The organism is Burkholderia sp. S-53, from assembly GCF_025560745.1.
Taxonomy (GTDB): domain Bacteria; phylum Pseudomonadota; class Gammaproteobacteria; order Burkholderiales; family Burkholderiaceae; genus Burkholderia; species Burkholderia pyrrocinia.
Genome location: NZ_CP090484.1, coordinates 473,419 through 494,292, shown reverse-complemented (window position 1 = coordinate 494,292; position 20,874 = coordinate 473,419). Strand labels below are relative to the sequence as shown.

The window sequence follows — 20,874 nt, the reverse complement described above, 5'->3', positions numbered from 1 at the left end:
GACCTTGTCGTTTTTGTCTGGCGGTCGCGGCAGCTTGCTGCGACGCGCCATGCACTGGGTAACGGCTTGCGCGGCGGCTTCTTGAGTGTGTTTCGCGAGAAAATCAGCGGCTCGCGCAAACGATTCCGTTGCCGCGTTGCAGCATGAACGCCTGTTTGGAACGTGTGACCCAGAAGATGGGGCGAGCCAGCACGCGGCCGGTCGGGCGAAACGCGCGGCGCGTGCCGGTTTGCGCGGCACGGAAAACAGGTTGCGCGGCCTGGTCGCGGTGGAAGGTTGCTTGCGCTTTTCCTGACGCGACGCGAATTTTGTCGGGCGTACGATCGCGATTCGATCAACGTTTCGTCAGGAGAAAAGCATGGATCGTCGCTTCCGTTTGCTGGCTGTCGCGTTGTCCTGTGCGCTGGCGGGCGCCGCGCATGCGCAGGCCCTCACCGGCACGCTGAAGAAGATCAAGGACACCGGTGTCGTGTCGCTGGGCATTCGCGAATCGTCGGTGCCGTTCTCGTATTCGGACAACCAGCAGAAGAACATCGGCTACTCGCGGGACATCGCGTCGCGCATCATCGACCAGTTGAAGGCGGAACTGAACGCGCCGAACCTCACGGTGAAGGAAATTCCGATCACGTCGCAGAACCGGATTCCGCTGCTGCAGAACGGGACGATCGATTTCGAATGCGGATCGACGACGAACACGCTCGAGCGGCAGAAGCAGGCCGCGTTCTCGAACAGCATCTTTCTGTACGGCATCCGCTTCAGCACGCGCAAGGATTCCGGCGTGAAGGACTTTTCGGACCTGGCCGGCAAGACGGTCGCGACGACGGCCGGCACGTCGGACGAGCGCCTGCTGCGCAAGCTCAACGAAGAGAAAGGGATGAACATGACGATCATCAGCGCGAAGGATCACGCCGAAGCGTTCATGAACGTCACGACCGGGCGCGCGGTGGCGTTCGTGATGGACGAGCCGCTGCTGTACGGCGAGATCGCGAAGGACCGCAATCCGGGCGCGTACACGGTGACGGGCACGCCGCTCGTCCACGAGAACTACGCGTGCATGATGCGCAGGGACGATCCGCCGTTCAAGCACGTCGTCGACGGCGTGATTGCGAAGATGCAGACGTCGGGCGCGGCCGAGAAGCTCTACAACCAGTGGTTCACGCAGCCGATTCCGCCGAAGGGTGTGAGCCTGGACTATCCGCTGTCGGCGGAGATGAAGCAGTTGTTCAGGAATCCGACGGACCAGGCGCAGTATTGATCCGGGCGCGGTGCCGTCATGAAAGACCGCCGGCACGGCCGGCGGAGTCGACGGCAGGAGTGAGCGGGGCGCGACATGCGTGCGGCGTCGATTGACGCCTCGCGTGCCGCGGGCGTGTCGCCTCGATAGCGGAACGTGCCTGCGGCCGGGCCACCCCAATGACGGGCGCCGGCCCGGCGTTAGCGCATTTCCGGGTGTACCGCAATCGGCATTCAACCGCGCCCGCGCCAGGGGAATCCGGTCGCCCGACGCAACAACGGGCACAATACGCAATTCGGCACGATCGCACGCATGTTCGCAATTCGAACGTGTGCGGCCGCGTCACCGCTGCCCGAATCCTTCCCAGTCGTCATGAACGCCACGCCCACCCCCGTGCGCGAGCCGAACTCGCCGCGCTTCCTGCTGTTCCTGATCTGCCTGTTCGCGTCCGCGGGCCAGCTCGCGATCGACATCTACGTGCCCGCGCTGCCCGACATGGCGCGTTCGTTCGCGACGACGCCGCAGGCGATCCAGTCGAGCGTGTCCGGCTACATGGCGGCCTACGCGCTCGGCCAGCTGATCTTCGGCCCGATCGCCGACGCGTACGGTCGCAAGCGCGTGCTCGCGTTCGGGCTCGTGATCTACACGATCGGCTGCCTGCTGTCGCTCGGCGCGCAGAACCTGGAGACGTTCGTGCTGGCGCGCTGCCTGCAGGGTTTCGGGATTGCGACCACCAACCTGCTCGCGAAGGCGATCATTACCGATTCGTTCTCCGGCCAGGCGCTGATGCACGCGTTCACGTACATGTCGATCGCGTGGGGGCTCGCGCCGATCGTCGCGCCGGTGATCGGCGCGCACCTTCAGGAATGGTTCGGCTGGCGCGCCTGCCTCGTGTTCCTGCTCGTCTATTCGCTGGTGATGTGGGCGCTACTGTGGCGCTATCGGGAAACCTTGCCGAAACCGGTGCATCTCGAGCCGCGCACGCTGATCGCGAACGCGGGCAAGGTGCTGGCGAGCCCGGTGTTCCAGAGCTGCTTCCTCGCGCAGGGGCTGTGCTACAGCATCCTGCTCGTGTTCAACATCGTCGGGCCGTTCATGGTGCAGACCACGCTGCACAAGCCGCCGACGTTCTTCGGTTATCTCGCCCTCGGCATCGGCCTGATGTATTTCCTCGGCGGGCTGTCGAACCGGATTCACGGGCGCGGGCTGCCGAGCGCCGAGCAACGGCTGCGCATCGGTGCACGCGTGATGGCGGGTGCATCGGTCGCGATGCTGGTGCTGGCGCTGACCGTCGGCCTGCGCGTGTGGACGCTCGCGACGCCGGTGCTCGTGATGGGTTTCTGCGCGGGCGCGATGTATCCGACGCTGATGGCCAAGGGCAATTCGCTGTTTCCGCACATCGCGGGCCTGACGAGCGCGATCCTCGGGTGCGCGCTGCTGCTCGTGTCGTCGGCGATGATGGGGCTGGCCGGCTTCGTGTCGATTCACGTGCTGACGCCGCTCGCGGTGTTTTTCGTCGCGCTGTCGTTCATCGTCGTATGGATGGTGACGAAGCTGCTGCGGTATCTGACGCAACAGCAGGCCGCGGCCGTCGTGTGCGGGAGCGGCGAAGCCGCGTAAGCGTTTCGTCGATCGATCGCGAGCGGCGACGGCGCGGGCGAACGGCCTCGCTCGCCGGACCGCTCGCGCAACACACCGCAACCGACCGAACCATGAGCCTGATCCTGCTGAATCGCGTCGCCCGATCCGCCGCCGCCGACCTGATCGCCGCCAACCGCGCGAGCCGGAGCCACCATCTGCCGTGGGTCGACTCGTTCACCGACCAGGCGGGATTCGACCAATGGTTCGCCCGCTGCCTGACGGGGCCGAATGTCGGCCTCGTCGCGCGGGAACGGGCGTCCGGGGCGGTGGTCGGCGTGGTGAACCTCAACGAGATCGTCGGCGGCGTGTTTCAGAGCGCGTATCTCGGGTACTACGGGATGGCGGATTTCAGCCGCAAGGGGCTGATGACGGACGCGTTGCGCGCGGCGATCGGTGTCGCGTTCGGCGAACTCGGGCTGCATCGGCTCGAAGCGAACATCCAGCCCGGCAACCACGCGTCGATCGCGCTGGTTCGGCGGCTCGGTTTCCGGAAAGAGGGGTTTTCGCCGCGCTATCTGCGCATCGGCGGCGAATGGTGCGACCACGAGCGGTGGGCGCTGCTGGCCGACGACGAGAACGAAGCGGGCGCCTGACGTTCGATCCTTTTCCGCCGCAGGCCGCCTACAGCGGATGCGCGGCGCCGGCCTGCGCCAATAGCGAAATGGCAACTGGATCCGGAAATCCATTCGAATCGATCGCGCCAGCCTTGGCCAGCGCACCGAGATCGCTGTCGACACCTGGTTGGCCGACCACGAACGACGTGGTCAGGAACGCCGGCGTCGTCAGCGTGACCGCATAGCGCTGCTGCAGGTTCGTCACGACGGCCGATTGCGCCGCCTGCACGGCGTTCGGGCTGCCCATCACCTGCTGGAAGTGCAGATTGCCCTGGAAATTGCCGATCAGCCCGGCCGTGTTCGTGCCGAGCTGTGCCGCGAGATAGACCAGCATCAACTCGGTCTCGGGCGTCGTATTGAAGGTGCCGCCCGCAAAGGCAAGCGAATGCAGGCTCGTGCCGCTTGACGTCACGGTGATGACGCACGGCAGCGCGGCGTTGACCGTCACCTGGTAGTTGCCGCCGCCGTCCGTCAGCGTCGTCGCCGAGCCTATCGCGCAACTGACCGCCACCGACGCGCTCGCGAGCGCGGTGCCCGTGGCGGCCGTGCCCGACACGGAGACGGTTTGCGTGTTGTTGTTGAAGCAGACATCCACGCCGAAGCAGGCGTCGCCGTTGCAGGCCTGGAGCATCGCGAGCGTTGCGACGCAGAGCGCGCCCAGCGCGGGGCGGGTGAAGCGTTCATGGCGAATGTTCATGGTCGCGGGTGTCCGGGAGAAGGGAGCAACCGGTGCGCGCCCGGGGAAGCGGCGCTGCTTACATTCTAGATTCCCGAGTCGCGCGCTGCTTGTCCGTTTGCCCGTCGGGCCGGAATCCTTTCAGTTTCCTTCGTAATCGGTCATACGAGAGAACGCGCCGTTCCCGAGCGGGCGGGCGTGCCGTTCGGCGGCGCGAGCCTTGCGGCAACGCGGCCGGCCTGCAAGCAGCCGGCTCACGCGCTCAGGGCTTGCGCGCGACCGTTTTCGCGAACGCGCCGCGCACCTCGAAACTGATCGCATCCGCGACGTTGCCGCGCGCGTCGACGAGTTCGAGCCGGTGCCGGCCCGGCCAAGGCATCCACGCGACGCGGTCGGCATGGCCGATCACCTTGCCGTCGAGCCGCCACGCGAACCGCGCGGCGCGCCCGGCCGAGCGTTCGAACCAGATCCGCTGGTTCTTCGGCGGAATGTCCGGGTCGATCGCGAAGATCGTGCCGTCGGTCGGCGCGCCGATCGTCAACGGTGCGCGCGCACCGTCCTTGCCCGGCGTGACGGGCGCGGCGAGCCGGATCGTGTCGACCGCCGTTCCCGCGATGAACCACTCGCTGCGCGCCGGCTCGATGTCGCGCTCGAACGTGATGCGGCGCGTCTCGACGCCGGCCGGCGTACGCGGCGCACGGCTCGGAAGATCTCGGTGCAGGTAGCCGACGACGGCCGACCACACGGGCGACGCGCCCGTGACGCCCGACACGTCCCACATCGGCGAGCCGTCCGCGTTGCCGACCCACACGCCGACCGTATAGCGCGACGTGTAGCCGACGGTCCAGTTGTCGCGCATGTCCTTGCTCGTGCCGGTCTTGACTGCCGAGAAGAAGCGCGTTGCGAGCGGGTTGTCGAAGCCGAACGTGCGGACGCGCGCGTTGTTGTCGGAGAGGATGTCGGTGACGACGAAGCTGGCCGCTTCGCTGAACACGCGCGTGCCGCCGTCCGTACGCGCGGGCGCCGATACGCCGGGCGCCGGTGCGCCGGGTGCCGGCGCGGGCAGGTCGACGACCTTGCGCGCGACGCCGCCGTTCGCGAGTGCGCGATACGCGTTGGTCAGCGACAGCAGCGTGACGTCGGCACTCCCGAGCGCGAGGCTGAAGCCGTAATAGTCGCCTTCCTGCGCGAGCGGCAGGCCGAGCGCGGTCAGCGTGCGTGCGAAGCGGTGCGGCGTGACGAGCACGAGCGTGCGCACGGCCGGCACGTTCAGCGAGCCGCCGAGCGCGCTGCGCACGCTCACCCAGCCCTTGAAATCCTTGTCGTAGTTCTGCGGAATGTACAGGCCGCCGCCCGCGGCGAGATTGATCGGCGCATCGTCGAGCAGCGACGCAGCGGTCAGCCGCTTTTCGTCGATTGCCTGCGCATACAGGAACGGCTTGAGCGTCGAGCCGGCCTGGCGCGGCGCGAGCACGGCGTCGACGTCGCGCGCGCTCGACAACGCGCCCGACGAGCCGACCCACGCGCGAATCTCGCCGGTCGCGTTGTCGATCACGACGACCGCGCCGTCCTGCACGTTGCGCCGGTGCGCGGGCGCGTTGAGTTCGGTCAGCGCGCGCACCAGCGTGTCGCGCGCGAAGCGCTGGAGCGGCGCATCGAGCGTCGTGCGGACCTGCGCGCCGGCCGCCGGCCTGACCTCGGCCGCGATGCGCCGCGCGAAGTGCGGGGCGAGGGCGGCGCCGTCGTCGCGTATCGCGTTGGCCGGGCGCGCGGTGACGAGCTGCACGTAGCCGTCGAGCGACGCGCACGCCTGCTCGGCACGCATGTCGCGCAGGATCCGACACGCGCGTTCGGCGACCTTCGCGGGCGTCGCGTTGGGCGCGCGCACGAGCGCGGCCGCGATCGCGGCTTCGCGCGCGTCGAGGCCCGACGGCGCCTTGCCGAACAGCACCTGCGACAGCGCGCCGAGCCCGACCGTCTCGCCGCGGAACGGCACGAGATTCAGGTACGCCTCGAGGATCTGGTCCTTGCGCCAGCCGCGTTCGAGCAGCAGCGCGTTCATCGCCTGCGTGGCCTTCTGCGGCAGCGAACGCTGGCCCGAGCGGCGCGGCGAATCGCTGAGCAGCCCGGCGAGCTGCATCGTCACGGTCGATGCGCCGCGCGTGCGCTCGTTCCACAGGTTGCCCCATGCGGCGCCGGCGATCCCGCGCCAGTCGACGCCGCTGTGTTCGTAGAAGCGCTTGTCCTCGGACACGACGATCGCCTCGCGGAACGCGGGCGACACGTCCGCGAGCGATACCCAGTCGCCGCGCCGTTCGGTGAGGTCCACGCGCGTGCGCTGCAGCGGCGTGCCGTCGCGCGCGAGCAGCACCCAGTCGGAACTGCGCCAGTTGCGGCGCACGTCGTCGTAGCCCGGCAGCGCATGCGCGACGAGCGGCGCGGCCAGCACGACGGCGACGAAGATGCGGCCGGCGACACGCGCCGGCCGCGGCAAGACCCGATCGATCATCACGCGCTCACTGCTTGCCCGCGTCGGCCGGCTTGACGGTCATCGGCGGGTTCGGCCAAAGGCCGTACACGGACGGCGCGTACAGCGCCTCGACGCGCGTCGGCGGCAAGCCGAACGTGCCGACGTTGTTCAGCCGCACCGTGTACTCGACCGAGAATTTGCCCTTCGGCAAATAGTCGTAATACGCGCGATAACCGTCGAAATCGCGCTCGATGAAGGCCGGCCATGCGCCATCCGGCGTCTTTTCGCCCTGCGTCGCGGCTTCGGAGTCGCGGCCGAGGCCCGACCCGAGGATCGTCGCGCCGGACGGGATCGGATCGTTGACGACGACCCACGTCATGTCGCTCTGCGCATCGATGTCGAGATGCACGCGCACGACGTCGCCGCGCGTCAGCACGCCCTTGGCGGCGGGCGACACCGGCGTGACGGTCTTCGTGATCCGGTAGCCGGCCGCGAACGGCGCGCGCAGCGGCACGGCCGCGAGGCTCTCGACCGTCGCCCACGGGCGCCCGGTGCCTTCCTGCGTGACCGACAGCGTAGCCGGCGCCTGCGACGCGCGCGGCCACGGCAGCAGCACGCTGCGCGCGGCGGCGGCACGGGTCGCGGCGGTGGCCGACGCCGGCGTGTCGGCGGGAGCCGGCGCCTGCGACCACGAGATCGCGCGCTCGGCACCGCCGAGCGCGACTTTCGTCGCGCCGGAGACGGGCGTGCTCTCGTAGGTGCGCGAGAAGCGCTCGACCGCAAGCAGGCCGAGCGCGTTCGACGTCGTCGTCCGCCACGCGCCCTGGCGCTGCAGCGCCAGGAGGCCGGCCGTGACGCGCGGCATCTCGTCCTTCCACGCCGGGTCGCCCGCGAATTCCATCGCGAGACGCGCGGCGTTGGTCTCGTTGCTGGTCATCAGCCACCACAGGTCGTCGTCGCGCGCGGTCGAGAACACGAGCTGCGTGCCCTGGTACGTGAGGCGCGCGCGCAGGATCTGTTCGACCTGCGCGCGTTTCTCGTCGCGTTGCGGGATGTCCTTCACGCGCGTCAGGATCGCGTGATAGTCGATCACCGCCGACGTCGGCCACTGGTTCGGCGCGATCTCGATCGAACCGAGCATGCGGCCTTGCGCGGCGCCGTAGCGCGACAGCGCCTCGATCGCGGCGAGCTTGCGCAGGTCGCGATCCTGGCGCGGCGCCCACGCGTTGCGCTCGATGCGGCCGTCGACGAAGCGCGCGAGCCCGGCTTCGAGCTGCGTGCGCAAGTCTTCCGGCAGCGCGAAGCGCGGGTCGGCACGGCTCGCCTCGTCGGACAGCACGAGCAGGTACGACGACAGCGTCGGGCTGCCGTAGTGCGAATTGTCGGACGACGGCGGGAAGTAGCTCGCGAGCCCGTCGCTGTCGAGATAGACGGGCATGCGTGCGACCAGCGCCTGCCATTGCGCGGGGTCGCGCAGGCCGATCGCGCGCGACGCCTGCTGTTCGAGGCAGCGGTACGGATAGCGCTCGAACCAGCGTCGCACGCCGGGCAGGCCGTCGGCGAGCTTCGACTGCAGCGACACGGCGATGCCGCCGCGCGGCGCGCCCTGTGCGTTGCTCACGGCGCCGGCCGGTGCCGACACGGGCACCGTCAGCGTGCCGTCGACCTGCGCGAGCGTCGCCTGCTGCACGGTTACCGGCAATGCTGGCACGACCTTCTGCGCGACCGCCAGCGCGTCGGACGCGCGCTTGCCGCCTTGCTCGGCCGCCTCGATGTGCCAGTTCAGCGCGCCGGCCGCGTCGAGCGCCTGCTCGGGCACGGTGATCGTCCATGCGACCTCGGTCGCCGTATTGGCCGCGAGCGACACGGTTTGCGGCGCGACGTCGAGGCCCGTCACGCGCGGCGTCACGACGACCTGCATCGCGCGGTCGGTCGTGTTGCGCAGCGTGACCTGCGCGCGGAATGCATCGCCTTCGCGCACGAGCGGCGGCAGGCCGGAGATCAGCTGCAGATCCTGCGTGCTGCGGATCGACGTGCTGCCGGTGCCGAAACGGTCGGGGCCGACCGCCGCGATCGCGACGATCCGGAAGCGCGTGAGCGCGTCGTTCAGCGGCACCTCGACGCTCGCGCTGCCGTTCGCGTCGAGCGTCACGCGCGGATTCCACAGCAGCAGCGTGTCGAACAGCTCGCGCGTCGGCGCGCTGCCGCCGCCGCCGCCGGCCGGCACGGCCTTGCGGCCGAAGTGGCGGCGGCCGACGATTTCCATCTGCGCGGTGGCCGTCTCGACGCCGTACGCGCGCCGTCGGAGCATCGCGTCGAGCAGGTCCCAGCTGTTGTTCGGCATCAGTTCGAGCAGCGCCTCGTCGACGGCCGCGACCGCGATCTGCGTGCCGGCCGGCGCGGGCTGGCCGTTCGGCAGCGTGACCTTCACGTGCGCCTGCGCCTTGCTACGCACCGTGTAGCGCGTTGCGTCGGTCGTCACCGTCACGCCGAGACGGTGGACGCCGGTGCCGACCTTGATCTCGCCGAGGCCGTAGCGGAACGCGGGCTTCGACAGGTCGACGAACGCGGTCGGCGCTTCATAGTGGCGGCCTTCGCGCCAGAACGCGCGCGCCCATTCGACCGGCGCTTTCCAGCCCCACGTGAAGAACGAGTACCACGGCACTTCGCGAATCCGGCCGCGCAGTGCGAGTACCGACACGTAGACGTTCGGCCCCCACGATTCGCCGACCTTCAGGTCGACGGTCGGGTTCTTGCCGTTCAGCTCGACGATGTGCGTTTCCATCACGCCGCCGCGCTCGACCGCGACGAGCGCGGTCGCGTAGCGGAACGGCATGCGCACCTGGAAGCGGGCCGTTTCGCCCGGTTCGTACGAGGTTTTCTCCGGGATCACGTCGATCCGGTCGGTGTTGTCGCCGCCGAACCAGAGTTCGTCCTCGCGCGTGACCCAGACCGACGTCGATGCATTCGACGTGCGGCCGTCGCCGTCCTTCGCGACCGCGATCAGCTGGATGTTGCCGGCCTGTTCGAGCGTCGCGTCGCAGGCCATGCGGCCCTTGTCGTCGGTCTTGCCCGAGCACAGCACGCCGAGGTCGCGCGTGTCGCTCTTGTTGTCGTACGCATAGAAGCCGCCGACCATCCGCTTGCGCGACGACGTCGTGATGTGCGCGACGCCCTTGATCTCGATCGGCACCGATGCGCGCGGCTTGCCCTGCAGGTCGACCGCGAGCGCCTGCACGGGCACGCGCTGGCCGACCGACACCCAGCGGCCGGCCTTGATGCCGGCCACCACCGCGGCCGGCCACAGGATCGTGTCGCCGCGGATCGTCTGCACTTCGCCGTTCGGGTCCGCGAACGTCGCTTCGAGCGCGATGCGCTTCGGCGCGTCGACGTCGGGCAGGCCTTTGAGCGTGACCGAGCCCGCGCCGTTGCGGTCGAGCGTCAGCGGCAGCTTGTCGGCGATCAGCTTCGTCGCGTCGGGATCGTTGTTCGAAGCCGCAGCGTTGTCGCCGTCCTGCGAATCGTCGTCGGCGTTGCCGTCGCTCTTGTCGGGGCGATACGGCGTGAAGCTGAAGTCCTCGAAGCGATCCGCGAACGGCGGCGATGCCCACTTCATCAGCGCCGACACCTGCACCGGCAGGTTCGATGCGCCGCCGCCCGACACGTAGTCGATCTGCACGGCGAGCGGCGCTTCCTTCACGGCGACGAGCGGGCTCTTCTGCGCGTCGCGCGCGCCGATCGATCCCTTCAGCACCGGCAGGCGGAACGCCTCGACACGGAAGCTGCCGCTGTAATAGGTGGCGGTCGGCGCGTCTTCCGGGCCGCCTTCGAGTTCGACGCTGTATTCGCCGAGCTTCGCGGCGGGCGGCAGCGTGAACTGCGAGTCCGCGCTGTGATCGGCGGCCCACGTGAGCGGCAGCTTGTACGTCTGGCCCGTGCCGAGATGGCGGATCGTCACGCGCGTCGGGTATTGCGACGGGAACGCGAGGCTCTGCAGCGTCTCGGTACGGATGAAATGCTTCATCGACACGGTTTCGCCCGCGCGCAGCAGCGTGCGGTCGAACACCGTGTGCGCGCGCACCGTCGGTGCGCTGTCGGTGTCGGTCGGTACGTTGAAGCGCCACGATTCGATCCCGCGGTTCCAGCCCGAGCTGACGAACGCCATGTCGGGGCCCGTCTTCGGATCGTCGACGCGGGCCGACACGAAGTAGTCGTCGAAACGCTCGGACGAGCGGCATTCGTGCTTCGGTTCGAACTGCCCATCGATCTTCAGCAGGCCCTGCGCATCGGTCTTGCCGGCCGCGATCTGATCGCCGTTGCAGTCCGACACGCGGATCTGCGCGTTCGGCACGGGCTTGCCCTTGTCGAGCGTCGTGACCCACACGAGGTTGTTCTCGCGGCCCTGTTTCAGGTGCACGCCGAGGTTCGTGACGAGCACGGTGGTGCGCACGTACATGCTCGACGGCTTTGCGAGCAGCGAGCGGCCGAGCGCGGGCGACGCGAGTTCGAGCACGTAGAAGCCGGGCTTGTCGATCGGCACGCCGACGATCTCGAACGGGCGCAGTGTCTTCGGGTCGGCCTGCGGCAGCGTCAGCGCCTGCGCGCCGGGTTCGCCCTTGAGCAGCGACAGCGAGCGCACGTCGATGCGGCGGTTCTGCGGCGCGGGCTGCTTTTCGCCGGCTTCGAGCGGCACGTAGACGGGGTGCTGGCCCTTGCGTGCCAGCAGGCCGGGAATCTGGCTGTCGATCGAGCCGGCCGTCATCGACCAGTTGTCGAAGCGGTCGACGGTGCGCATCCACTGGCGGATCGCGGTGTCGTTCTCGACCTTCAGGTTCGCGAATTGCGCGCCGCCCGCGTTGAGGCCGGCGATATGCAGGTCGGCCTCGACGTTGCGCAGCGTGACGGGCACGAGCGCGGGCGTATCGGGTTCGGCGAAGCGCTCGACGATCCCGAAGGTGCCCGACGAGAATTTCGCGAGCGGCGGCATCGGCGCGGTGCGCGTCGCCAGCGGGAACAGGTCGGCGTTGGACAGCGAGCGGTCGGTCACGTCGCGCAGGCCCGACGGCAGCTCGATCGTCAGGCCGGCCTGCGCGGGCAGCGGCGGGTTGAACGTGACAGTCGTCACTTCCTCGCTGCGGTCGTCGGCCGCGAAGGTCGGCGACAGCGAGCCGTCGGGGCCGCGCACCTTGATCGCCTCGGCATTCTTGCGCGAGATCGGCGCATTGAACGACAGCGTGAGCGGACGCAGCGGCGTGCACGGCGCCTTCGCGTTCTCGCGTTCGCACGAGAAGCTCGCGGCGAACGGCGCGCGCACGGTGAAATCGAAGCGCCGTTCGGTGTCGTTCGCGATGCCGCTCGGGCTCGCGACGCCCTTGCCGTATACGAGCTGCATCTTCGCGCTCGCCGGCAGCGCCTGCGAGCACGACAGCGTCAGTACGCGCGCGGCATCCTTCTTCAGCCCGAAATGATCGAGCAGTGCGTTGCGCGTTTCGTCGTCGGCGGCCGTGACGGGAATGCGGTTGCCGATGCCGGCCGCTTCGCACCAGATGTTCGCGAGCGCCGAGCGCGGTTCGGCCGGGCCGTTCAGCTTGAGCACGAAGACCTGCCGTTCCTCGATCTCGCGCGAGCCGGGGCGCACGTTCACCGGGAACGGGCCGCCCGTCTGGAACGTGAAGCGGCGCGGGCCGCTGGCTGCATTGCCGGCGACCGAGCGCAGCGCGTCGTTGAGCGCGACCGAGCAGCGCACGCCGGGCGGCAGGTCGTTTTCGAAATCGTAAACCCAGGTCTTGTCGTCGAGCCAGTGACCCTGGCCGCGTGCGGCAGTCGAATCGTTGCAGGTCACGCGCGCGGGATTCGGCGCGGACGCCGAGCCGAACGCGACCATCGGTTCGTCGAACTTGACGACGGTCTGCCGGACTTCGGTGACGGTACCTTGCGGCGACACGCTCACCGTGCGCGCCGCGAGCGCATGCAGCGACAGGGCCGCGGCACCGCCGAGCGCCGCGACGGCGCCGATGCGCCAGAGCAGCGGAGTGGTGTGGTTGGTTCGCTTCGCTTTGTTGTCTTTGTCGTACTGCTTCATCGCTCGATGCCCTCGGAGGGAAGCTTTCTGTTTAATTGCACGCGATTCTAACCGACCGTCATGCGCACGCATCGTCGCGCGCAGTCGCAGTGTGTCGTCGGCATGCGACACCGGTGCGTCCGCCGCAGATTTGTCGCGCCGACGACACAAAAATGCAGCGAAATGTCGATTGTCTCGGATTGCGGAACATTTAATGGACTATAAAAAGATTGTTCGATCCGATTTGTGCGCGTACATTTCAGGTCCGCGCCAATGTTTGAGAAATATCAAGCGTGGTTTTCCCGAATCCGGTGTTCGAGAGAAGGAAACATGCACAACGACAACACCCCCCACTCGCGTCGCACTGGCGACGCAGCCGCAACCGGCATCACGCGGCGTCAATGGCTGCAGGGCGCACTGGCGCTGACGGCGGCGGGCCTCACGGGCTCGCTGGCGTTGCGGGCCCTGGCCGACGATCCCGGCACCGCGCCGCTCGATACGTTCATGACGCTCTCCGAAGCATTGACCGGCAAGAAAGGGCTGAGCCGCGTGCTCGGCCAGCGCTTCCTGCAGGCCTTGCAGAAGGGCTCGTTCAAGACGGCCGACAGCCTGCCGCAACTTGCCGGCGCACTCGCGTCCGGCTCGCTGAATCCCGACCAGGAAGCGCTCGCGCTGAAGATTCTTGAAGCGTGGTATCTCGGCATCGTCGACAACGTCGTGATTACCTACGAAGAAGCATTAATGTTCAGCGTCGTTTCCGACACGCTCGTCATCCCTTCGTATTGCCCCAACAAACCCGGCTTCTGGGCCGACAAACCGATCGAGAGGCAAGCCTGATGGCCGATACCGATACGCAAAAGGCCGACGTCGTCGTCGTCGGTTCGGGTGTCGCAGGCGCGATCGTTGCACACCAGCTCGCGATGGCGGGCAAGTCGGTGATCCTGCTGGAAGCCGGCCCGCGCATGCCGCGCTGGGAAATCGTCGAGCGCTTTCGCAACCAGCTCGACAAGACCGATTTCATGGCGCCGTATCCGTCGAGCCCGTGGGCGCCGCATCCGGAATACGGCCCGCCGAACGACTACCTGGTCCTGAAGGGCGAGCACAAGTTCAACTCGCAGTACATCCGCGCGGTGGGCGGCACGACGTGGCACTGGGCCGCGTCGGCGTGGCGCTTCATCCCGAACGACTTCAAGATGAAGACCGTGTACGGTGTCGGCCGCGACTGGCCGATCCAGTACGACGACCTCGAGCATTACTACCAGCGCGCGGAGGAAGAGCTCGGCGTGTGGGGCCCGGGCCCCGAGGAAGACCTGTACTCGCCGCGCAAGCAGCCGTACCCGATGCCGCCGCTGCCGTTGTCGTTCAACGAGCAGACGATCAAGAGCGCGCTCAACGGTTATGACCCGAAGTTCCACGTGGTGACCGAGCCGGTCGCGCGCAACAGCCGCCCGTACGACGGCCGGCCAACCTGTTGCGGGAACAACAATTGCATGCCGATCTGCCCGATCGGCGCGATGTACAACGGGATCGTGCACGTCGAGAAGGCCGAGCAGGCCGGCGCGAAGCTGATCGAGAACGCGGTTGTCTACAAGCTCGAGACCGGGCCGGACAAGCGCATTACCGCCGCGGTCTACAAGGACAAGTCGGGCGCCGACCATCGCGTCGAAGGCAAGTACTTCGTGGTGGCCGCGAACGGCATCGAGACGCCGAAGATCCTGCTGATGTCGGCGAACCGCGATTTCCCGAACGGCGTCGCGAACAGCTCCGACATGGTCGGCCGCAACCTGATGGACCACCCGGGCACCGGCGTGTCGTTCTACGCGAACGAGAAGCTGTGGCCGGGCCGCGGCCCGCAGGAGATGACGTCGCTGATCGGTTTCCGCGACGGCCCGTTCCGCGCGACCGAAGCCGCGAAGAAGATCCACCTGTCGAACATGTCGCGCATCAACCAGGAGACGCAGAAGATCTTCAAGGGCGGCAAGCTGATGAAGCCCGAGGAGCTCGACGCGCAGATTCGCGACCGTTCCGCGCGCTACGTGCAGTTCGACTGCTTCCACGAAATCCTGCCGCAACCCGAGAACCGCATCGTGCCGAGCAAGACGGCCACCGACGCGATCGGCATCCCGCGCCCCGAGATCACGTACGCGATCGACGACTACGTGAAGCGCGGCGCCGTGCACACGCGCGAGGTCTATGCGACGGCCGCGAAGGTGCTGGGCGGCACCGAAGTCGTCTTCAACGACGAATTCGCGCCGAACAACCACATCACGGGCGCGACGATCATGGGCGCGGATGCACGCGACTCGGTCGTCGACAAGGACTGCCGCACGTTCGACCATCCGAACCTGTTCGTCTCGAGCAGCTCGACGATGCCGACCGTCGGTACGGTGAACGTGACGCTGACGATCGCGGCGCTCGCGCTGCGGATGTCGGACACGCTGAAGAAGGAAGTCTGACCGTGCGGAAATCTACTCTCACCTTCCTCGTCGCCGGCTGCCTCGCGCTGCCGGGTCTCGCGCGTGCGGCCGACGCGGCCGATCCGGCGCAGGTCAAGCGCGGCGAATACCTCGCGATCGCGGGCGACTGCATGGCGTGCCACACCGCGAAGGGCGGCAAGCCGTTCGCGGGCGGCCTCGGGATGCCGGTACCGCTGCTCGGCAAGATCTACACGAGCAACATCACGCCCGATCCCGATACGGGCATCGGCAACTGGACGTTCGACGACTTCGAGCGCGCGGTGCGCCACGGCGTGTCGAAGAACGGCGACAACCTGTACCCGGCGATGCCGTACGTGTCGTACGCGAAGATCAACGACGACGACGTGCAGGCGCTGTACGCATACTTCATGCACGGCGTCGAACCGGTCAAGCAGGCCCCGCCGAAGAACGAGATTCCCGCGCTGCTGAGCATGCGCTGGCCGCTGAAGATCTGGAACTGGCTGTTCCTGAAGGACGGCGTGTACCAGCCGAAGCCGGCGCAAAGCGCCGAGTGGAACCGCGGCGCGTACCTCGTGCAGGGCCTCGCGCACTGCAGCACGTGCCACACGCCGCGCGGCATCGCGATGCAGGAGAAATCGCTCGACGAGACGGGCGGCGGCTTCCTGTCGGGCTCGGTGCTCGCGGGCTGGGACGGCTACAACATCACGTCCGACCCGAACGCGGGGATCGGCGGCTGGACGCAGCAGCAGCTCGTCCAGTACCTGCGCACCGGCAGCGTGCCGGGCGTCGCGCAGGCGGCCGGCCCGATGGCCGAGGCAATCGAGCACAGCTTCTCGAAGATGACGGAAGCCGACATCGGCGCGATCTCGACGTATATCCGCACAGTGCCGGCCGTTGCCAGCGGCGACGCGAAGCAGTCGCGCTCGTCGTGGGGCAAGCCGGCCGAGGACGGCCTGAAGCTGCGCGGCGTCGCGCTCGCGTCGTCGGGCATCGATCCTGCGCGGCTCTATCTCGGCAACTGCGCGACCTGCCACCAGATGCAGGGCAAGGGCACGCCGGACGGCTATTACCCGCCGCTGTTCCACAACTCGACGGTCGGCGCGCCGAATCCGACCAACCTCGTGCAGGTGATCCTGAACGGCGTGCAGCGCAAGGCCGGCAGCGAGGACGTCGGGATGCCGGCGTTCCGCCACGAGCTGTCGGATGCGCAGATCGCCGCGCTGACGAACTACCTGACCGGGCAGTTCGGCAATCCGGCCGCGAAGGTGACCGAGCAGGACGTCGCGAAGCTGCGTTGACGCGGCGCACGACGGCGCAGCAGCGCAACATCGAAGAAGAGCGGCATCGAACGAGAGGAGGAGCACAGCACATCGGGCGGGCCCCGATGCCGGTTGTTGCAGAGCGGGGCGGGCGGTGCAGGCTGCCGCCCGTCCCGGTTCATTGGCAATCCGGTGCGCGTGCCGCGCATCGTTTTCGTTGATCGACACCATGACACCGAATCAACCGTTTCTCGCGTCCCAGCGCGATGTGCTGCTGCTGCTTGCCCGGATCCTGCTCGTGATCCTGTTCGTGATGTTCGGCTGGAAGAAGATCGTCGACTTCCCCGGCACCATCGCGTTCATGGGTTCGGAAGGCGCGCCCGCGCCGATCATGTCCGCCGCGATCTCCGTCGCGATGGAGCTGTTCGGCGGGATCGCGATCCTCGTCGGCTTCCAGACGCGCCCGCTCGCGCTGCTGCTTGCGCTGTATACGATCGGCACCGGCATCATCGGCCACCACTACTGGACGATGACGGGCGGCGAGCAGATCAACAACATGATTCATTTCTACAAGAACATCGCGATCACGGGCGGCCTGCTCGCGCTCTGCGCAGCGGGCCCCGGACGTTTTTCGATCGATCGCGGATAAACGGACCCATGGCGCGCGCATGGGGCGCGCGCTGGAAGGTCGAGATTCCGAGGGGGCATCATTTTGCGACTCAAACATTTCGCATGGCTGATCGCGGCCGCCACGCCGGCGGCCGCTTTCGCACAAACGAGCGTGACGCTGTACGGCCGTGTCGACGGCGGCATCGAATACCTGAACCACATCGCCACACCGAACGGCAGCAAGTCGCGCTGGAGCGCGGAAAGCGGCGACTGGGGCACCAGCATGTTCGGGCTGAAGGGCATCGAGGATCTGGGCGGCGGGCTGTCGACGGTCTTCAACCTCGAAACCGCGTTCCAGGTGATGAACGGCCAGACCGGCGGCGGGCGCATGTGGTCGCGGCGCGCGTATGTCGGGCTGAAGAGCGACACGTGGGGCCAACTGCAGGCCGGCCGCAACCTGTTCATCGACAGCGACGGCGTGTGGGAATTCGATCCGTTCGTGCAGCAGGCGTTTTCGTCGGCTTCGCTCGTGCGCGGCCGCAACTGGCAGCAAAGCAGCAACAACATCGAATATCACAGCCCGGTGATCGGCGGCTTCGACGTGCAGGCGCAATACGCGTTCGGCAACCAGTCGCGCGGCTTCAACTACGGCGCGGCCGACGATTTCGGCCGCTCGGACGGGATCATGATCTCGTACCACTCGCCGCTGCTCGACGTGCGCGGCATCTACGACGAACTGCGCGACAACAACGGCAAGTTCAGCAACATCTTCACTGCGTCGCGCGAGTATTTCGTCGGCGCGAACGTGAAGGTGTCGAAGTTCAAGATCCAGGGCGCGTATACGCACTACCAGGCGCCGGACAGCCCGGCCGGCGTTGCCGATCGCGCGGATCACTACTGGCTCGGCGCGACCTACACCGCGACGCCGCAATGGGCGGTGACGGGTGGCGGGTACTACGTGAAGGTCGGCAGCGGCGGCGGCGATGCGTCGCACGATCCGTCGGGCCACGCGATCATGTACGTGCTCGGCACCACGTACAACCTGTCGAAGCGCACGTTCCTGTACGGCACGGTCGCGTATGCGCGCAACGGCGGCAACTCGAACTTCTCGCTGCTCGCGACGCCGCGGGACGCGACTTCGGGCACGAGCCCGCTGACGGGCGAGTCGCAGACGGGTGCGTATGTGGGGATGATGCATACGTTCTGAGCGGGAACGGCGCCAGATGCGAACAAGGCACGGGTAGTCGAACCCGTGCCTTGTTCGTTTGCGGTGCGTGTCGCGCACCGAACGCCGCTCAGTCGAGCGACTTCCCGGCCTTTTCGTCCATGCAGCGGATCGCGAGCAGCGTGAACGCACCGCAGCCGATCGCATACCACGCCGGCGCATTCGGATTCCCGGTCGCCGCGATCAGCCACGTGACGAAGAACTGCGCGAAGCCGCCGAAGATCGCGACGCCGACGCTGTACACGAGCGCGCCACCCGTTGCGCGCACCGCACGCGGGAACAGTTCGCCAAGCACCGCGCCGGTCGCACCGACGTTGATCGCATGCACGATCGACAGCGCCGCGATGATCGACAGCAGCGACGCGGCGCCCGGCCAGCGGTTCAGCGCGATGAACGCCGGGTAGATCGCGGCCATCAGCACGACGCGTGTCCACCAGATGATCCGGTTGCGCCCGTAGACGTCGGACAGGTGGCCGCCGATCGGCGTCACGAGCATCAGGATCGCGCCGGCGACGCAGCCGGCCGTCATCGACAGCCAGGTCGGCAGGTGCAGCACCTGTACGCCGTAGATCGCCATGTAGAACACGATGATGTAGTGGATCGACGTGCCGCCGATCGTCACGCCGAGGCCCGCGAACACGGCCTTGCCGTGATGGCGCAGCACGTCGGCGAGCGGCAGCGATGCGACCGGTTCGTCATGCGCTGCGGCGGCGGGTGCGGCAGCCGGCACTTCCTCGACGGTGCGGCGCAGCCAGTAGCCGAGCGGCACGAACAGCGTGCCGATGATGAACGGCACGCGCCAGCCCCAGCTTTCGAGCTGCGCGGCGCTCAGCGTCGACGTCAGCGCGACGCCGGTGAGCGCACCCGCAAGCGCGGCAAGCCCCTGACTCGAGAACTGGAACGACGCGTAGAAGCCGCGCCGATGCTGCGGCGCCTGTTCGAGCAGCAGCGTCGTCGACGCGCCGACTTCGCCGCCCGACGCAAACCCCTGCAGCAGGCGCGCAAGCACGAGCAGCAGCGGTGCGGCGAGGCCGATCTGCGCGAAGGTCGGCGCGACCGCGATCGTCGCGGTGCCGAGCGCCATCAGCAGCAGCGTGAGGATCATCGCTTTCTTGCGGCCGACGCGGTCGGCGTACATGCCGATCACGAGCCCGCCGAGCGGACGCGTGACGAAGCCGACGCCGAAGCTCGCGACCGCGAGCATCAACTGCCCGAACGACGAATGCACCGGGAAGAACAGCTTGCCGATCAGGATGGCGAAGAAGCTGTAGACGGTGAAGTCGTAGAACTCGAGCGCGTTGCCGACGGCGGCGGCCGCGATCAGCCGGCGTTTCTTCGCGGCGGCGCGTGCATTGGCCGGCGTGCCGGCGAACGGAAGGGCAGACGTTTCCATGGGATTCCCCCGGTAAGCGCGAAACTGCGTGGTGAAGGGCCGTCAGGCCGCGAGCCAGGCTTCGGCGACGCGAACCCAGTAGCTCGCGCCGATCGCGAGAATGTCGTCGTTGAAGTCGTAGCCGGGGTTGTGCACCATGCAGCCGCCCTTGCTGCCGATCCCGTTGCCGATGAATGCGTAGCAGCCGGGGCGCGCCTCGAGCATGAACGCGAAATCCTCGCTGCCCATCAGCGGCGCGGCGTCGGTTTCGACCCGCTCGGCGCCGAGCATCTCGCGTGCGATGCCGGCCGCGAACGCGGTCGGTTCCGCATGATTGACGAGCACCGGGTAGCCGTAGTCGTAGTCGACTTCCGCGGTGACGCCGAAGCTTTCCGCCTGGCCTTTCACGAGCGCTTCGATGCGGCGCGCGAGCAGCGCGCGCACGTCGGCGTTCAGCGCGCGCACCGACAGCTTCATCACGACGGTTTCGGGAATGATGTTGAACGTCTCGCCGGCCTGCACGCTGCCGACCGTGATCACGGCCGCATGCTGCGCATCGACCTCGCGCGCGACGATCGTCTGCAGCGCGACCATGATGCTGCCGGCGGCCGACATCGGATCGCGCGCGAAATGCGGCATCGCGCCGTGGCCGCCGACGCCGCGCAGCGTGATCGTCACGCGGTCGGCCGACGCCATCGCGGCGCCGGTGCGGAACGCCATGTCGCCGGCCGCGCGGCCCGGCATGTTGTGGATCGCGAAGATCGCGTCGCACGGGAAGCGGTCGAACAGGCCGTCGTCCATCATCGCCTTCGCGCCGCCGAAGTTCTCCTCGGCTGGCTGGAAGATCAGGTTCAGCGTGCCGGAGAACTGGCGCGTCGCCGCGAGGTGGCGCGCCGCGCACAGCAGCATCGCGGTATGACCGTCGTGGCCGCATGCATGCATCTTGTTCGCGTGGCGGCTCGCGTACGGCAGGCCCGTGGCTTCCGCGAGCGGCAGCGCGTCCATGTCGGCGCGCAGCCCGACCGTGCGCGAGCCTTGCCCTTCGCGCAGCACGCCGACGACGCCCGTCTTGCCGATGCCGCGATGCACTTCATAACCCCAGCCGGCGAGCAATTCGGCGACGAGATCGCTCGTGAGCGTCTCTTCGAACGCGAGTTCGGGATGCGCATGGATGCGGCGGCGCACTTCGACGAGATCGGGGGCGATCGCGGCGATGCCGGGGATGACGGGGTTCACGGCTTGCAGCATGGTCTCTCCTGTGGGGCAGGTGGGGCG

The 20,874-nt window shown here is 67.9% G+C and carries 13 protein-coding genes; 8 read left to right on the top strand and 5 right to left on the bottom strand.

Annotated features, from left to right (window positions below; translation table 11 throughout):
- Positions 1-358 precede the first annotated feature (358 nt).
- The 3 genes from LXM88_RS24360 (at position 359) to LXM88_RS24350 (ending at position 3,468) form a co-directional block, all read left to right on the top strand.
- Entirely contained in the window at positions 359-1,255 is an 897-nt protein-coding gene (locus LXM88_RS24360; RefSeq protein WP_262545019.1) for a glutamate/aspartate ABC transporter substrate-binding protein, read from the top strand.
- Between the two features lie 351 nt (positions 1,256-1,606).
- Positions 1,607-2,854 (top strand): multidrug effflux MFS transporter, encoded by a 1,248-nt coding sequence (locus tag LXM88_RS24355; RefSeq protein WP_262545018.1) that lies wholly within the window; start codon positions 1,607-1,609, stop codon positions 2,852-2,854.
- A 92-nt stretch (positions 2,855-2,946) separates the two neighbouring features.
- Positions 2,947-3,468: a GNAT family N-acetyltransferase gene (locus LXM88_RS24350; protein WP_262545017.1), complete on the top strand. Its 522-nt coding sequence runs from the start codon at positions 2,947-2,949 to the stop codon at positions 3,466-3,468.
- A 28-nt stretch (positions 3,469-3,496) separates the two neighbouring features.
- On the opposite strand, the gene LXM88_RS24345 is transcribed toward LXM88_RS24350, so the two are convergent.
- The 3 genes from LXM88_RS24345 to LXM88_RS24335 all read right to left on the bottom strand — a co-directional run bounded on the left by LXM88_RS24345 (position 3,497) and on the right by LXM88_RS24335 (position 12,717).
- Positions 3,497-4,186, bottom strand: a complete 690-nt coding sequence (locus tag LXM88_RS24345; protein ID WP_262545016.1) for a hypothetical protein — start codon at positions 4,184-4,186, stop codon at positions 3,497-3,499.
- 241 nt (positions 4,187-4,427) lie between these two features.
- Positions 4,428-6,674: a penicillin-binding protein 1C gene (gene pbpC, locus LXM88_RS24340; RefSeq protein ID WP_262545015.1), complete on the bottom strand. Its 2,247-nt coding sequence runs from the start codon at positions 6,672-6,674 to the stop codon at positions 4,428-4,430.
- A gap of 7 nt (positions 6,675-6,681) precedes the next feature.
- Positions 6,682-12,717 (bottom strand): MG2 domain-containing protein, encoded by a 6,036-nt coding sequence (locus LXM88_RS24335; protein WP_262545014.1) that lies wholly within the window; start codon positions 12,715-12,717, stop codon positions 6,682-6,684.
- A 309-nt stretch (positions 12,718-13,026) separates the two neighbouring features.
- Between LXM88_RS24335 and LXM88_RS24330 the strand changes: the two genes are divergently transcribed.
- The 5 genes from LXM88_RS24330 to LXM88_RS24310 all read left to right on the top strand — a co-directional run bounded on the left by LXM88_RS24330 (position 13,027) and on the right by LXM88_RS24310 (position 18,209).
- Positions 13,027-13,533 carry a sorbitol dehydrogenase family protein gene (locus tag LXM88_RS24330; protein WP_262545013.1) on the top strand — a complete coding sequence of 169 codons (507 nt, stop codon included), beginning with the start codon at positions 13,027-13,029 and terminating at the stop codon, positions 13,531-13,533.
- Positions 13,533-15,152: a GMC family oxidoreductase gene (locus LXM88_RS24325; protein ID WP_262545012.1), complete on the top strand. Its 1,620-nt coding sequence runs from the start codon at positions 13,533-13,535 to the stop codon at positions 15,150-15,152. The genes LXM88_RS24330 and LXM88_RS24325 overlap by 1 nt, the downstream gene beginning before the upstream one ends.
- A 2-nt stretch (positions 15,153-15,154) precedes the next feature.
- Positions 15,155-16,432, top strand: coding sequence for a cytochrome c (locus tag LXM88_RS24320; protein ID WP_262545011.1), 1,278 nt, complete (start codon positions 15,155-15,157; stop codon positions 16,430-16,432).
- 190 nt (positions 16,433-16,622) lie between these two features.
- Complete coding sequence (locus LXM88_RS24315) at positions 16,623-17,042, top strand: DoxX family protein (RefSeq protein ID WP_262545009.1); 420 nt, start codon at positions 16,623-16,625, stop codon at positions 17,040-17,042.
- Between the two features lie 63 nt (positions 17,043-17,105).
- Positions 17,106-18,209, top strand: a complete 1,104-nt coding sequence (locus LXM88_RS24310; protein WP_262545007.1) for a porin — start codon at positions 17,106-17,108, stop codon at positions 18,207-18,209.
- An 88-nt stretch (positions 18,210-18,297) separates the two neighbouring features.
- Here LXM88_RS24310 and LXM88_RS24305 read toward each other — a convergent pair whose 3' ends face one another.
- The gene (locus LXM88_RS24305) at positions 18,298-19,620 is read right to left on the bottom strand and encodes an MFS transporter (protein ID WP_262545005.1); all 1,323 of its coding nucleotides are present in this window, start codon (positions 19,618-19,620) and stop codon (positions 18,298-18,300) included.
- A 42-nt stretch (positions 19,621-19,662) separates the two neighbouring features.
- Positions 19,663-20,847 (bottom strand): M20 aminoacylase family protein, encoded by a 1,185-nt coding sequence (locus tag LXM88_RS24300; RefSeq protein WP_262545003.1) that lies wholly within the window; start codon positions 20,845-20,847, stop codon positions 19,663-19,665.
- Between the last annotated feature and the right edge of the window lie 27 nt (positions 20,848-20,874).